Below are 14,196 nucleotides of genomic sequence, written 5' to 3'. Positions count from 1 at the left end.
CGTGCAGCTGCGCGGCCCGAACCTGAAGATCGACGAACGGATCGGCCAGCATCTCGGCGAGCGCGGCTACGCGGTGCGACTGATCGACGAGAGCGCGACGCCCGACGCGGCGCGCGATGCCGACCTCGTCGTGATCTCGTCGACGGTGTCGTCGAAGAACGTGCGGCCCGGCTGGCGCACGCTCGACAAGCCGCTCGTCACGTGGGAGAACGACCTGCTCGACGATCTCGCGATGACCGGCAAGCGCCACGACGTCGACTTCGGCGAAACGGGCAAGGAACGCTATCTGTGGCTCGTCAACGCGCCGCATTCGATCTCGGCCGGATTGCCGGCTGGCGTGGCCGACGTGTACGGCAAGCAGGCGCCGATGAGCTGGGGCCGGCCGGGGCTCGGCGCGATCACGATCGCAACCGTGTACGGGCAGCCGGACAAGGCCGCGATCTTCGCGTACGAGAAGGGGGCGACGATGGACTACGAAGCGCTCGCGCCGGCGCGCCGCGTGATGTTCTTCCTCGCCAACGACACGTTCGCGAACCTGTCGCCGGCCGGGCTCGCGCTGTTCGACGCGGCGCTCGACTGGGCGGCGGGGCGGCGCTGATGCAACGCGGCGCGCGGGCATGTGCCGGGCGGCGCGCGCGCAACGTCGGCGGCGATCGGCATTGAGTGCGAGAATTCGCCCTTCGGCCGGCGCGCGCCGCGCCGCTCACCAGGGAACCCGCATGGACAGTCACATTGCTCCGGTGGCGCTGCAGAAAGCCTACCGTCTCCTCAACCACGGCCCGACCGTGCTCGTGTCGGCCCGCCACGACGGTGTCGACAACGTGATGGCCGCCGCGTGGGCCTGCGCGCTCGATTTCCTGCCGCCGAAGCTGACGGTCGTGCTCGACAAGTCCGCGAAGACGCGCGAGCTCGTCGAGCGCAGCGGCAGGTTCGTGATCCAGGTGCCGACGGCCGCGCAGCTGCAGCTCACGCATGCGGTCGGCAGCCACAGTCTCGCCGAGCGGCCCGACAAGCTGCGCGACGCGGGCGTCACGCTGTTCGACGTTCAAGGCCACGACCTGCCGTTCGTCGCCGGCTGCTCCGGCTGGCTCGCGTGCAAGCTGATTCCCGAGCCGCACAACCAGCAGACCTACGACCTGTTCATCGGCGAGGTGGTCGGTGCGTGGTCCGACACGCGCGTGTTCCGCGACGGTCACTGGTATTTCGAATCGGCCGATCCGGCGCTGCGCAGCCTGCATTACATCGCGGGCGGCAACTTCTATGCGATCGGCGAATCGCTGCACGTCGATCCGGGCCAGTCGGACCCGCAGTAAGCCGCCGGCCGGTGGTCGGTCGTCGTACCAGGCGCGCGGCTCACGCGCGCTTTTTCAACGCCGCCAGCATCGCGTCGGCGAACGCCTGCGTGACGCGCGGCAGCGTGCGCCCGCGCTTCACGACGAGCGCGATCGGCCGCACGAACGCGGGGTCGTCGATCGGTTTCGCGACGAGGTCCGGCTCGGCGCGCACCTCGCGCGCGGTCGCCGGCAGGATCGTCACGCCGAGTCCGCCGCGCACCATCGCGACGGCCGTCATCATGTAGGTCGGTTCGCACGCGATGTCGGGCGTGCAGCCGGCCGCGTCCAGTGCGGCATCGACCACGCCGCGCACGCTCGTGCCCCGCGCGGTCAGCACGAGCGGCACGGCGGCGACGTCGGCGGTGCGCACGCGCCGCTTGCGCGCGAGCGGATGATCCTTCGGGCACACGGCGACGAGCCGGTCGGCGCCCACGTACAGCACCTCCAGCGACGCATCGAACGCATCGCCGCCCGTCAGGCCGAGATCGGCTTCCTCGTTGCGCACCAGCGCTGTGACGAGGCTCGCGACACCGTCGCGAATCTCGAAGCCCGCACGCGGCACGTCGTGCCGGAACGACTGGATCAGCTCCGGCAGCAGGCTCGACGCGAAGGTCGGCAGGCACGCGAGCCGCACCGTCCCGCTCGCGCCTTCGCCGAGCGCACGCGCATCGCGCAGCACGCGCTCCATGTCGTCGAGCGAGCGCTGCAGCAGCGGCAGCAGTTCGCGCCCGGTCTGCGTGAGCGCGACGCTGCGGCTGTTGCGGTCGAACAGCCGCGCCCCGACGATTTCCTCGAGCCGCCGGATCTGCACGGTCAGCGCCGGCTGCGACAGGTGCAGCCGCGCGGCCGCCCGCGTGAAGTTGCCGGCGTGGGCGACGGTGACGAACGCGCGAATGTCGCGAAGATTCAGATCCATAACGATTCGTGATTGCTGCGATCAAATCATTTCAATTGTGCTATCGCTGCGCCGACCTTACGCTCGTCTCCAACAAAAGACAAGGTAGGAGACACGGATGCTGCCGTTACTCGGGCTTGGCACGATCGTCGTGCTGCTGGCCGCGATTCTGTCGAAGCGGATGTCGCCGCTCGTCGCGCTGATCATCGTGCCGATCGCGGCGTCGCTGATCGGCGGCTTCGGGCTGCATACGAGCAAATTCGTGATCGACGGGCTGAAGGGCCTCGCGCCCGTGGTCGGGATGTTCGTCTTCGCGATCCTCTATTTCGGGACGATCACCGACGCCGGCACGCTCGATCCGATCATCGATCGCATCCTGCGCGCGGTCGGCACGCGGCCCACGCGCATCGTGATGGGCACGACGCTGCTCGCGCTGCTGATCCACCTCGACGGCTCGGGCGCCGTCTGCTTTCTCGTGACGATTCCCGCGGTGCTGCCGCTGTACGACCGCTTGAAGATGGACCGGCGCGTGCTGGCCGCGGCCGTGTCGATGGCCGCGGGGATCAACTTCCTGCCGTGGACGGGGCCGATGATCCGCGCGTCGGCCTCGTTGCACCTGCCGGTGTCGGCGCTGTTCAATCCGCTGATTCCGGTGCAGGCGATCGGGCTCGTGTTCGTGTTCGGCGTCGCGTACTGGCTCGGGCGGCGCGAGGAGAAGCGGCTCGGCCTGTCGCGCGACGATGCGTCGATTCCGCTGCCGACACGCGAGTTGACGCCCGACGAGCAGGCGCTGCGCCGGCCGCACCTGTTCTGGTTCAACCTGGTGCTGACGCTCGTCGTGCTCGGCACGATGGTCGTGATGGGCGAGAAGATTCCACCGGCGATCATGTTCATGGTCGGGCTGTGCGTCGCGCTGATGGTGAACTACCCGAACGTCGACATGCAGAGGAAGCGCATCGACGCGCATGCGCGCGCCGCGCTGATGATGGCCGGCATTCTGCTCGCGGCCGGGGTGTTTACCGGGATCATGCAGGGCAGCGGCATGCTGAAGGCGATGGCGCAGGCGGCGGTCGGCTTCGTGCCGCCGTCGATGGCCGGCCACATTCCGGTCGCGCTCGGCCTCGCGTCGATGCCGCTCAGCATGCTGTTCGATCCCGATTCGTTCTACTTCGGCGTGCTGCCGGTGATCGCGGAGGTAGCCGGCCAGTTCGGCGTGCCGGCCGTGCATGTCGGGCAGGCCGCATTGCTCGGCCAGATGACGACCGGCTTCCCGGTCAGCCCGCTGACGCCCGCGACGTTCCTCGTCGTCGGCCTGTGCGGGATCGAGCTGGCCGAGCACCAGAAGTTCACGTTCCCGCTGCTGTTCGGCGCCTCGATCGTGATGACGATCGCGTGCGTCGTGCTGGGCGTTTTTTGATTGTTCCCGGCGCGCGCGCCGGATGACGGTACCGACATGACAGCAAAGCCACCACACGAACGGCGCGTGCGCATCGGCGCGGGCGCCGGCTACTCGGGCGACCGGATCGAGCCGGCGGTCGAACTGGCCGAACACGGGCAGCTCGACTATCTCGTCTTCGAATGCCTGGCCGAGCGCACGATCGCGATCGCGCAGCAGGCGCGGCGCAAGGATCCGTCGCTCGGCTACGATCCGCTGCTCGACGCGCGCATGCAGGCCGTGCTGCCGGTGACCGCGCACAAGCGCGTGCGGATCGTGTCGAACATGGGCGCGGCCAACCCGCGCTCGGCCGCGCGGCGCACCGCGCAGATCGCGCAGTCGCTCGGCCTCGCGGGGCTGAAGGTCGCGGCGGTCGAAGGCGACGATGTGCTCGACGTCGTGCTGCGCGGCGCGTTCCGGTTCGAGGAGTCGGGCGACGAAGTCGCCGCGTATCGCGAGCGCATCGTATCCGCGAACGCGTATCTCGGCGCCGCGCCGATCGTCGAGGCGCTCGCGGCCGGCGCGGACGTCGTATTGACCGGGCGCGTCGCCGATCCGTCGCTGTTCGCCGCGCCGCTGATCCATGCGTTCGGCTGGCGGATGGACGACTGGGACACGCTGGGGGCTGCGACGGTCGTCGGCCATTTGCTCGAATGTGCGGGGCAGGTGACGGGCGGCTATTTCGCCGACCCCGGCTACAAGGACGTGCCGGATCTCGCGCGGCTCGGATTCCCGATCGGCGAGGTCGCGGCCGACGGCTCGGTCGTGATCACCAAGGTGCCGCACGCGGGCGGCCGCGTGAGCGCGGCGACCTGCAAGGAACAGCTGCTGTATGAGATCCACGATCCGGCGCGCTACCTGCAGCCCGACGTCGTCGCGGATTTCACGCGCGTGGCTGTCGCGGAGGAGGCGCCGGACCGCGTGCGCGTGACGGGCGGGCGCGGCACCGCGCGCCCCGAGACCCTGAAGGTGTCGGTCGCGTATGTCGACGGCCATATCGGCGAAGGGCAGATCTCGTATGGCGGGCCGGGGGCGCTGGCGCGCGCGCGGCTCGCGCTCGACATCGTCCGCGAGCGGCTCGCGCTGACCGGCGTGGCCGCGACCGAGTTGCGCTTCGATCTGATCGGCGTCGATGCGCTGTACGGCGACGCGACGCCCGCCGTGCGCGGCGAGCCGGCCGAAGTCCGCGTGCGGGTGACCGGCCGGGCGGCGAGTGCCGCCGAGGCCGCGCGGATCGGCAACGAAGTCGAGACGCTTTATACGAACGGGCCGGCCGGCGGCGGCGGCGCGTTTAAGTCGACGCGCGAGGTGATCGCGGTGCAGTCGGTGCTGCTGCCGCGCGCGGCCGTGACGCCGTCGTTTTCATTCGTGGAGGCTTGATGCAACTGCGTGAACTCGCGCATGCGCGCACCGGCGACAAGGGCAATACGCTGAACGTGTCGGTCATCTGCCGCGATCCGCGTCACTACGAGCACCTGCGCGCGCATCTCGATGCGCGGGCGGTGAAGACGTGGCTCGCGGGCATCGTGCACGGCGACGTCGTGCGCTACGAACTGCCGGCGCTGGCCGCATTCAACTTCGTGCTGCGCGATGCGCTCGGCGGCGGCGTCACGCGCTCGCTCGCGCTCGACGCGCACGGCAAGTCGGTCAGTTCGGCGCTGCTGGCGATCGAGGTGCCGGAGCCGGCGTGATGGTGTGACGGTGTGCGCCGCTAGCGGGGCGTGCGCTCATCGTCACGTTTACGGTTACCGAATCGGCCGTTCGCGACGCCGCGCCTGCGTGCTCGACTGGTTCGCCTGTGAAGTGCAGGCGTGGCTCGGCGCGAGAGTCCGGAGACCGAGTCGTTGCATCCGCAGATTTTTTTGCATGGTCTGACCAGTCTAACCTCAAGTTGCCTCGCGGCCGGTCGTTAAACCCGTTTGCGTACTCATTGACTGTTCGATAACAACGCGCAACCGGAGATCGCCGTCACCATGCTGTCATCAATTCGCGCTCGGATCGTGGCAACCTGCGTCGCCATCGTGGTCACGGCGCTCGCCGTCACCGGCGGCCTCGTGTACCAGGTCGTCAAGCGACACAACGACGAAACCATCGACCGGAACCTGCAGTCGGTCCTGGCCGGCCACGCGCTGGCGCTCGACGAGTGGGTCGCCAGCCGCGCGCAGCAGACCCAGGCGCTCGCGGATACGCTGGCGATCGGCGAAGGCGATCCGCTGCCGGCACTGACGCTGCTCGGCAAGTCGGGCGGGTTCCAGGTGCTGACGCTCGGCCTGCCGGACCACACGGCCTTCTCGAACATCCCGCTCGCACCCGGTTACGATCCGACCGCGCGCCCGTGGTACAAGCAGGCGGTCGAGGCCGGCCGGCTCGTCGTCACCGCGCTGTATCAGGATGCGTCGACCGGCAAGCCGGCTTTTGCATTCGCGGTGCCGATCATGCGCGGCGGCGCGCTGAAGGGCGTGCTGGCGGCGAGCCTCTACATGGAACGCGCGAGCGCGATCGTCGCTTCGATGCACCCGACGCCGGCGAGTTTCGCGTTTCTCGTCGACCGCGGCGGGCGCCTCATCGCGGGCGCGAAGACCGACCTGATCATGAAACCGGCCGTGCAGCTGTCGCCGGAACTGACGCCCGAGCGCCTCGCGAGCCTGCAGAGCGCGAGCGAGCCGGTGGCGATCGCGGTGGACGGCGTGACCAAGCTGCTGCGCGCGGAACCGATCGCCGGTACCGACTGGTCGCTCGTGATGGCGCTCGACCGGTCGGACGTGACGGCCGGCATGCGGGCCGTCGCGACGACGACGCTGGTGGCCATCGTCATCGTGGCCTGTATCGCGGCCGCGCTCGTCGGCGCGCTGACGAACGCGGCATTCAAGCGCGTGCTGCTGGTGCGCGATGCGCTGACCGACGTCGCCAGCGGGAGCGGCGACCTGACGAAGCGGCTGCGGGCGGACGGCAACGACGAGGCTGCGCAGATCGCGCGCGCGTTCAACCTGTTTGCGGAAAAGATTTCGGCGATCCTGCTGCAGATCCGCGGGTTCAGCGAGTCCGTGAGCGTGGCGAGCGCGGAGATCGCGCAGGGCAACCAGGACCTGTCGGGCCGCACCGAGCACGCGGCGTCGAGCCTCCAGGAAACCGCGGCAGCGCTCGAGGAGATTGCCGGCACGGCGCGCAACTCGGCCGATGCTGCGACGCAGGTGAACCGGCTCGCGGAATCGGCGTCGGGCGTCGCGATGCGCGGCGGCGAGGTGGTGAGCCAGGTGGTCGCGACGATGGGCGAGATCACGGCGGCCTCGAACGAAATCTCGAACATCATCGGCGTGATCGACGGCATCGCGTTCCAGACCAACATCCTCGCATTGAATGCGGCCGTCGAGGCGGCGCGCGCGAACGAGCACGGGCGAGGCTTCGCGGTCGTCGCGGGCGAGGTGCGCACGCTCGCGCAACGCAGCGCGCAGGCCGCCAAGGAAATCAAGCAGCTGATCCAGGCGTCCGTCGACAAGATCGAGGGCGGGTCGGGGCTCGTGCACACGGCGGGCGCCACGATGGACGAGATCGTCGAGGGCGTGCGCGGCATCACGAACGTGATCGCGGAAATGACGGTTGCGGCGAACGAGCAGAGCACCGGCCTTGCGCAGGTGAACCAGGCGGTGTCGCAGCTCGATCACTCGACGCAGCAGAACGCGGCGCTCGTCGAGGAGTCCGCCGCAGCCGCGGCGCTGTTGCGCGAGCAGGCGGCGCAGCTTGCGCACATGGTCGGTGAATTCAAGCTGGCGCGTCCGCAAACGGCCGATACCGCGCCGGTGTGACGCGGCGCGCGCCGGGCCAGTGCGATGCGCGTTTGCGATGCCGCGCCGTGCGTGTACGCTACGGCCTCGCGGGCACCGCCCGCGCGTGCGGCAGGGGCCGCGCGCATCGACCGGATCCTGGAATGAAGAACGAGATCGTAAAGCCGGCCGGCGTGAATGGCGAAGCCATGCGCCGTGGCCGGTTCGCGGCGACGCTCGCCGCACTGTCCGCCGTCGCGGCGTTCACCGCGCTCGTCGCGGCATCGCCGGCCCATGCCGCCGAGCCGGCGCACCCCGAGCGTCAACTGCAAAAGTTCATCCACGACACATACGGCAAGTGGCGTGCCGATTGCAAGGGCTGGCAGTCGGACGCGGGTGATTTCATTTACGCATCGTGCGGAGCGCTGCGCGTCGCGACGGCCGACGGCCCGCGCACACTGCTCGCGATGTGCGGCGAAACCGAGGACGCCGTGCAGAACGGGATGCCGGGGATGGATTCCGATGCGACGCCGGGCACGATCGACCTGTACGTGCTTCGGCCTTCGCAGGACGGGACGACGCTCGAACCGGCGCTGCAGAAGACGGGCATCGCGTCCGGCGGGCGCGGCGAGCCGGGCACGGTGAGCATCCAGCGGCTCGGGCCGCACCTGTTCGGTTTCGTCCTCGGCAACAGCGACTCGCGGCAAGGCTATACGCAAAGCATGCGCTCGATCTGGCTGCCGTACGGCGACGCGCTGGTGCCGGCGGCGGCGCGCATCGACGAAGCGCTCGACAATGCGGAATCGAGCGAATGCGCGAACGATCCGGCGCGCTGCGAGGAACGCCGCTTCGCGATCGCGCCGGACACGAGCGTCAACGAGAGCGTCTATCCGCTGATCGTGACCGAGACCGGCACGCGCGGCAATCGCGCGATTCACGCGCGCCATACGGTGAAGTTCGACGCAGCGCGCGGCCGCTACATCGTGCCGAAGGCCGTGCGCGACGGGTATTGAGCGGTCCGTGCACGGAACCGCGGATTCGGGCGGCGTCGCGCCGCCCGCCCGTCACACGTACACGTAGCGCACGAGGTGAAAGAACACCGGCGCTGCGAAGCAGATCGAGTCGACGCGATCGAGCATCCCGCCGTGGCCCGCGATCATCGAGCCCCAGTCCTTGGTGCCGAGCGAGCGCTTTACGGCCGACAGCACGAGGCCGCCGACGAAGCCCGCGATCACGATCGCAAGCGAGATCCCGAACGCCGCGCCGAAGCTGAACGGCGTCACGCGATACAGCGACGCGCCGCACAGCGTGGCGAGCAGGCCGCCGCCGATGAAGCCCTCGACCGTCTTCGACGGCGACAGGCGCGGCGCGATCTTGCGTCGCCCGCACAGCTTGCCGACCACGTACTGCAGCACGTCGCTGATCTGCACGACGAACAGGAAGAAGAACAGCAGCAGCGCGTTCTGCCCCGCGTAGCGCGGAATGTCGAGGATCAGCACGGCCGGCGCATGGCTCAGCCCGTACACGCATACCATCAGCGCCCAGTTGATCTTCGCGTTGCGGCTCAGGAATTCGCGCGTGTCCTGCGTGAGCGCCGACACCAGCGACATCGCGAAGAACAGGTGCACCGGCACGAAGATCGAGTACATCCCGTACCAGTTGATCGCGAGCAGCAGGTACTGCACCGGAATCGCGACGAAGAACGCGATGAAGAGCGTCGTATGGTCGCTCGCGGTGGTCGGCGTGAGCGTGATGAATTCGCGCAGCGTCAGGTACGACAGCAGCGCGAACACCAGATACGTGACGTTGTTGCCGAGGCTGATCGCGATGACCATGATTGCGATCATCGCCCACCACGCACGGATGCGCTGGTTCAGGTTGACGACGGTCGCGCTGGCGCCGCCGCTGCGCGCGCCGAGGATCGCGCCGATCACCGTCGCGAGCAGCAGCACGCCGGTGACGCCCGCGACCAGTTCCCAGAAGAGAGTTCGCATGAAGAGGTCCGGAAAAGGGAGAGGAGGGCGCCGCGATCAGCCGGCCGGCCGCTGCGGCGGCGCGAGCGCGACGATCGCGTCGCGCATGCGGGTGAGGAAGCTCGGCTTGTCTTCGCCGGCGCCGAGTGCGTCGTTCGCACCGAAGTGCACCTTGCAGATCAGCGGCACGGGCCAGATCGCGCCCTTCGGCATGATGCGCTGCAGGTTCTCGAGATAGACCGGCACGAGCGCGACGTCCGGAAATTCCGTCGCGAGATGGAACAGGCCGCTCTTGAATGGCTGCGGCAAGACGTCGGCGCCGCGCGTGCCTTCCGGGAAGATGATGATCGAGTGGCCTTGCCGCAGCGCGTCGCGCACCGGGTCCAGCGGGTGGCCGCCCCGAGGATTGCCGCCGTTTTCGCGATGACGGTCGATCAGCACGACGTTCAACAGCTTCTGCGCGATATGGCGTTTCAGGTCGCTGCTGTCCCAGTAGTCGCGCGCGGCGACCGGCCGCACGACCGCGCGCACGTCGCGCGGCAGCGCGGCGAGGATCGCGAGCGTGTCGATGTGGCTCGTGTGGTTCGAGAAGTAGACCTTCTGCGTCGGCGACGGCGGTGCCTGATGCCAGACCGGATACGCGCCGGCGACGAGCCGGACGATCGACAGCAGGAAATCGCGCTGCCAGACGTTCAGGATGTTCATCGGCGCCGCGCCTCCAGCCTGCATGCCCGCGCGGCCGCGCAGGCGCGGCAGCCGGAAACCCGGAATGCCGGCGCGGCAGGATGCGCGCCGGACGGCCATTGTTTAAGTTTTTTCAAATTCGTGGCTGCCTGTCGCAGGGCCGCGATAATCGGACGATGCGCCGGCGGACGTCGCGTCGCGGCGCAGTCGCCGGTCGGCGGCGTGATAATCGGCTGTTGCACGAGCGCCCGTTTGCAGTTCGAATGGACCTTGCTGCGATCGGGCCAGCGGATTATCGCGAGTTTCCGTCAAAAACGCCAGATTGCCCGGTGCGGCGCCGGCGGCGTGCGGCTTGACGCGTCGGGGCCGCTCGGCGACGATTACGACCACCTGTCGAAAGCCGTCGATGCCGACGGTTGCGCCGCCCGGGGCATGGCGGCTGGAAACGTGTCCGAATGAGCAGAACCAATAAAACGATGAGCCTCTACGCACTCAAACCGAAATTCCAGAACCGTCTGCGTCCGTTCGCGGATTCGCTTGCCGAACGCGGCGTCACTGCCAACCAGGTCACGCTGTTCGCGGCCGGCGGCTCGATCGTCGTCGGCGCGCTCGCGGGGCTCGGCGTGTTCGCCCGCGTGCTGTTCCTGCTGATCCCGATCTGGCTGTTCGTGCGGATGGCGCTCAACGCGATCGACGGCATGCTCGCCCGGGAACACGGGCAGAAGAGCACGCTCGGCGCCTATCTGAACGAGCTCGGCGACGTCGTGTCCGATGTCGCGCTCGTGCTGCCGTTCCTCGCGATTCCCGCGTTCGCTCCGGCGGACGTCTGGCTGTTCGCGCTGATGGCGGTCATCGTCGAATGCGCGGGGCTGATCGGCCCGCTCGCCGGTGCGACGCGCCGCTACGACGGCCCGTTCGGCAAGAGTGACCGCGCGCTCGCGCTCGGCGCGTTCGCGCTGTGGATCGGCTTCGGCCTGCCGGTCGGCAGCGTCGCCGCGTGGCTGTGGCGCGTGCTGATCGTGCTGTCGATCGTGACCGTGGTGCGGCGCGTGCAGGCCGGCGTCGCCGAAGCCGGCGGCTGACGGCCAACGGGTGGGCCGGCGCCTGAGGGCGGCGCCGCATGATTCGAACAACGAAACGAGAGAAACGCATGAGCGCACGCATGGCCCGCGAGGCTGACTTCATCACGCACGACGGCGAAACGCTGTTCTATCGTCACTGGCCCGCGACGGGCCCGCGCTGCCGCGGCGCGATCGTGCTGCTGCATCGCGGCCACGAGCATTCGGCGCGCGTCGCGCACCTCGTCGACGAGCTCGACCTGCCGGACTTCGCGTTCTTCGCATGGGATGCGCGCGGCCACGGCCGCTCGCCCGGCGCGCGCGGCTACAGCCCGAGCGCGGCCGCGTCGGTGCGCGACCTGCAGATCTTCGTCGAGCATATCCGCGACACGCACGGCATCGCGATCGAGGACATGGCTGTGATCGGGCAGAGCGTCGGCGCGGTGCTCGCGGCCACCTGGGTACACGATTACGCGCCGCCGATCCGCTGCCTCGTGGTCGCGTCGCCGGCGTTCCACATCAAGCTCTACGTGCCGTTCGCGCGGCCGGGGCTGCGGCTGATGCACAAGCTGCGCGGGCTGTTCTACGTGAACAGCTACGTGAAACCGAAATTCCTCACGCACGACCCCGAACGGATCGCGAGCTATGCGGCCGATCCCCTGATCACGCGGCCGATCGCCGTCAACATGCTGCTCGACCTGCACGACACCGCGAAGCGGATCGTCGCCGATGCGGCCGCGATCACCGTGCCGACGCAGCTGTTGATCTCGGGCGCTGACTGGGTCGTCCATCGCGGCCCGCAGGATCGCTTCTTCGAGCGGCTCGGCGCCGTACGCAAGGAGCGCATCGTGCTGCCCGGCTTCTATCACGACACGCTCGGCGAGCGCGACCGCGCGCAGGCGCTCGCGCCGCTGCGCACGTTCGTGCTGCGCGAGTTCGATACGCCGAGCCCGCGCGTGTCGCTGGCCGACGCCGACCGGCGCGGCGCGTTCCACGACGAATACGCGGCGCTCGGCCGGCCGCCCGCGAACCCGTTCGCCCGCGCGTACTGGGCGATCACGCGGGCGGGGCTGAAGGCCGGCGGCGCGCTGTCGGACGGCATCGCGCTCGGGCTGCGGCTCGGCTTCGATTCGGGCTCGACGCTCGACTACGTGTACCGCAATAGCGCGCAGGGCCGGCTCGGCGTCGGCGCGCTGATCGACCGCACCTATCTCGATTCGCCGGGCTGGGTCGGCATCCGTCAGCGCAAGGTGCATCTGCAGGAGCTGATCGGCGCGGCGATCGGCCGGCTGCGCGGTCACGGCGAACCCGTGCGGATCGTCGACATCGCGGCCGGGCACGGACGCTATGTGCTGGACGCGATCGCGACGGCCGCCGAACGCGACGGCGCGGCGCCCGACGACATCACGCTGCGCGACTACAGCACGCCGAACGTCGAGGCCGGACGCGTGCTGATCGCGCAGCGCGGCCTCGAGCCGATCGCGCGCTTCGAGCGCGGCGACGCGTTCGACGAGGCGTCGCTCGCGACGCTCGAGCCGCGCCCGACGCTCGCGATCGTGTCGGGGCTGTATGAACTGTTCGGCGAGAACGCGCTGATCGAGCGCTCGCTGCGCGGGCTCGCGCAGGCGGTGCCGCCCGGCGGCTATCTCGTCTATACGGGGCAGCCGTGGCATCCGCAGCTCGAATTCATCGCGCGTGCGCTGAATAATCACCGCGGCGACGCGACCTGGGTGATGCGCCGCCGCTCGCAGGCCGAGATGGACGAGCTCGTCGCGCGCGCCGGTTTCCGCAAGCTCGACCAGCGCATCGACGAGATGGGCATCTTCACGGTGAGCCTCGCGCAGCGGGTCGACGCGTCGTGAGCGCGCTCGGCGGCGGCGCGGGCGGCGGTCTGGCCGAGCCGGCGGCCGGCGCGCGCGATGCGTCGTTCGCGCTGCGCGTCGGCTGGCTCGCGGCGATGGGCGCGGTGTTCTTCTCCACCTACGGCTTCGCGAACTGGCTCGCCGCGCGCCGCGCCGAGGTGCCGACCTTCGCGTTCGGCTGGGAGCACGGGATTCCGTTCGTGCCGTGGACCATCGTGCCGTACTGGTCGATCGATCTGCTGTACGCGCTGTCGTTCTTCTTCTGGACCCGCCGCGACGATCTGCTCGATCACGTGAAGCGGCTGTTGACCGTGCAGCTGATCTCGGTCGCATGCTTCATCGCATGGCCGCTGCGCTTCGGCTTCGAGCGGCCCGATGCGGGCGGCGTGGCCGGCGCGCTGTTCACGCTGCTGATGGGGTTCGACAAGCCGTTCAACCAGGCGCCGTCGCTGCACATCGGCCTGCTCGTCGTGTTGTGGGCCGTCTATGCGAAGCATCTGCGCGGCATGGCCGCGCGCATCGTGCTGCATACGTGGTTCGCGGCAATCGGCGTGTCGGTGCTGACGACCTACCAGCATCACGCGATCGATGTGCCGACCGGTGCGGCCGTCGGCTGTCTCGCGCTGTTCCTCTTTCCGTTGCGTGACGCCGCGGGGCGGTTGCCGGCTGCGGCCGCTTCCCCATCCGCCGCCGGCCGCGCGCTGGCGCGCCGTTACGCGCTCGGTGCTGCACTGGTCGCGCTCGCGGCGCTTTACTGCGTGTCGCGTGCGCCGGGCCTGGCGCTGGCGGCCGGGTGGGGTGCGCTGGCGCTCGCGTGCGTCGCGTGGATCTATTGGCGCGGGGCGCCCGGCGCGTTTCAGAAGGACGACGCGGGCCGCTTGCCGATGTTCGTCCGCTGGCTGCTCGCGCCGACGATCGCCGGGGCGTTCGTCAATTCGCGGTGGTGGACGTTCCGGCAGCCGGCGCCGGCGCGGATCGACGAGCGCGTGTCGCTCGGCCGCACGCCGACCACGCGCGAAGTGCGGCGCCACGGCTTCACGGCGCTCGTCGACCTGACGGCCGAGATGCCGCGCTGGGCTGCGGCCGACGCGTCTCTCGCGTATACGGCGGTGCCGCAACTCGACCTCGTCGCGCCCACGCCCGCGCAGCTCGCGGCGGCCGTCGCGGCGCTCGAACGCCTGCATGCCGAAGGGA

The 14,196-nt window shown here is 69.5% G+C and carries 14 protein-coding genes; 11 read left to right on the top strand and 3 right to left on the bottom strand.

From position 1 onward, the window contains the following. Positions 1-598 (top strand): hypothetical protein (locus tag F3J14_RS28385; RefSeq protein WP_166725776.1); only part of this gene is annotated, 598 nt, incomplete at its 5' end. Positions 599-719: 121 nt separating this feature from the next. Beyond that, positions 720-1,313: a flavin reductase family protein gene (locus F3J14_RS28380; protein ID WP_166725775.1), complete on the top strand. Its 594-nt coding sequence runs from the start codon at positions 720-722 to the stop codon at positions 1,311-1,313. Positions 1,314-1,353: 40 nt separating this feature from the next. On the opposite strand, the gene F3J14_RS28375 is transcribed toward F3J14_RS28380, so the two are convergent. Continuing rightward, on the bottom strand, positions 1,354-2,250 hold the full coding sequence (locus F3J14_RS28375) for a LysR family transcriptional regulator (protein WP_011656565.1): 897 nt from the start codon (positions 2,248-2,250) through the stop codon (positions 1,354-1,356). A gap of 97 nt (positions 2,251-2,347) precedes the next feature. Between F3J14_RS28375 and F3J14_RS28370 the strand changes: the two genes are divergently transcribed. The 5 genes from F3J14_RS28370 (at position 2,348) to F3J14_RS28350 (ending at position 8,438) form a co-directional block, all read left to right on the top strand. Then, positions 2,348-3,646, top strand: coding sequence for a citrate:proton symporter (locus F3J14_RS28370; protein ID WP_006754932.1), 1,299 nt, complete (start codon positions 2,348-2,350; stop codon positions 3,644-3,646). Positions 3,647-3,682: 36 nt separating this feature from the next. Then, positions 3,683-5,044 carry an acyclic terpene utilization AtuA family protein gene (locus F3J14_RS28365; RefSeq protein WP_166725774.1) on the top strand — a complete coding sequence of 454 codons (1,362 nt, stop codon included), beginning with the start codon at positions 3,683-3,685 and terminating at the stop codon, positions 5,042-5,044. After that, positions 5,044-5,355, top strand: coding sequence for a hypothetical protein (locus F3J14_RS28360; protein WP_138847900.1), 312 nt, complete (start codon positions 5,044-5,046; stop codon positions 5,353-5,355). The genes F3J14_RS28365 and F3J14_RS28360 overlap by 1 nt, the downstream gene beginning before the upstream one ends. Positions 5,356-5,637: 282 nt before the next feature. Then, a complete protein-coding gene (locus tag F3J14_RS28355; protein ID WP_166725773.1) occupies positions 5,638-7,467 on the top strand; it encodes a methyl-accepting chemotaxis protein in 1,830 nt (609 codons plus the stop codon). Between the two features lie 122 nt (positions 7,468-7,589). Further along, a complete protein-coding gene (locus F3J14_RS28350) occupies positions 7,590-8,438 on the top strand; it encodes a topoisomerase IV (protein ID WP_166725772.1) in 849 nt (282 codons plus the stop codon). A gap of 51 nt (positions 8,439-8,489) precedes the next feature. Here F3J14_RS28350 and F3J14_RS28345 read toward each other — a convergent pair whose 3' ends face one another. Continuing rightward, positions 8,490-9,419: a phosphatidate cytidylyltransferase gene (locus F3J14_RS28345; protein ID WP_166725771.1), complete on the bottom strand. Its 930-nt coding sequence runs from the start codon at positions 9,417-9,419 to the stop codon at positions 8,490-8,492. 36 nt (positions 9,420-9,455) lie between these two features. After that, complete coding sequence (locus tag F3J14_RS28340; protein WP_166725770.1) at positions 9,456-10,103, bottom strand: lysophospholipid acyltransferase family protein; 648 nt, start codon at positions 10,101-10,103, stop codon at positions 9,456-9,458. A 231-nt stretch (positions 10,104-10,334) separates the two neighbouring features. Between F3J14_RS28340 and F3J14_RS28335 the strand changes: the two genes are divergently transcribed. The 4 genes from F3J14_RS28335 to F3J14_RS28320 form a co-directional block, all read left to right on the top strand. Next, the gene (locus F3J14_RS28335; protein ID WP_166725769.1) at positions 10,335-10,541 is read left to right on the top strand and encodes a hypothetical protein; all 207 of its coding nucleotides are present in this window, start codon (positions 10,335-10,337) and stop codon (positions 10,539-10,541) included. Between the two features lie 17 nt (positions 10,542-10,558). Continuing rightward, positions 10,559-11,164, top strand: a complete 606-nt coding sequence (locus F3J14_RS28330; RefSeq protein WP_006755135.1) for a CDP-alcohol phosphatidyltransferase family protein — start codon at positions 10,559-10,561, stop codon at positions 11,162-11,164. A gap of 68 nt (positions 11,165-11,232) precedes the next feature. Continuing rightward, positions 11,233-13,002 (top strand): bifunctional alpha/beta hydrolase/class I SAM-dependent methyltransferase, encoded by a 1,770-nt coding sequence (locus F3J14_RS28325; RefSeq protein ID WP_166725768.1) that lies wholly within the window; start codon positions 11,233-11,235, stop codon positions 13,000-13,002. Next, positions 12,999-14,196 (top strand): phosphatase PAP2 family protein (locus tag F3J14_RS28320; protein ID WP_166725767.1); only part of this gene is annotated, 1,198 nt, incomplete at its 3' end. The genes F3J14_RS28325 and F3J14_RS28320, both read left to right, overlap by 4 nt.

It is taken from the genome of Burkholderia sp. Tr-862 (genome assembly GCF_011753085.1).
GTDB lineage: Bacteria > Pseudomonadota > Gammaproteobacteria > Burkholderiales > Burkholderiaceae > Burkholderia > Burkholderia ambifaria.
The sequence above is the reverse complement of the archived record's forward strand: the minus strand, read 5'-3'. Positions and strand labels throughout refer to the sequence as shown.

Coding starts and splice junctions, on each gene's coding strand:
- F3J14_RS28380 (WP_166725775.1), top strand. CDS start 720: ATGGACAGTCACATTGCTCCGGTGGCGCTGCAGAAAGCCTACCGTCTC.
- F3J14_RS28375 (WP_011656565.1), bottom strand. CDS start 2,250: ATGGATCTGAATCTTCGCGACATTCGCGCGTTCGTCACCGTCGCCCAC.
- F3J14_RS28370 (WP_006754932.1), top strand. CDS start 2,348: ATGCTGCCGTTACTCGGGCTTGGCACGATCGTCGTGCTGCTGGCCGCG.
- F3J14_RS28365 (WP_166725774.1), top strand. CDS start 3,683: ATGACAGCAAAGCCACCACACGAACGGCGCGTGCGCATCGGCGCGGGC.
- F3J14_RS28360 (WP_138847900.1), top strand. CDS start 5,044: ATGCAACTGCGTGAACTCGCGCATGCGCGCACCGGCGACAAGGGCAAT.
- F3J14_RS28355 (WP_166725773.1), top strand. CDS start 5,638: ATGCTGTCATCAATTCGCGCTCGGATCGTGGCAACCTGCGTCGCCATC.
- F3J14_RS28350 (WP_166725772.1), top strand. CDS start 7,590: ATGAAGAACGAGATCGTAAAGCCGGCCGGCGTGAATGGCGAAGCCATG.
- F3J14_RS28345 (WP_166725771.1), bottom strand. CDS start 9,419: ATGCGAACTCTCTTCTGGGAACTGGTCGCGGGCGTCACCGGCGTGCTG.
- F3J14_RS28340 (WP_166725770.1), bottom strand. CDS start 10,103: ATGAACATCCTGAACGTCTGGCAGCGCGATTTCCTGCTGTCGATCGTC.
- F3J14_RS28330 (WP_006755135.1), top strand. CDS start 10,559: ATGAGCCTCTACGCACTCAAACCGAAATTCCAGAACCGTCTGCGTCCG.
- F3J14_RS28325 (WP_166725768.1), top strand. CDS start 11,233: ATGAGCGCACGCATGGCCCGCGAGGCTGACTTCATCACGCACGACGGC.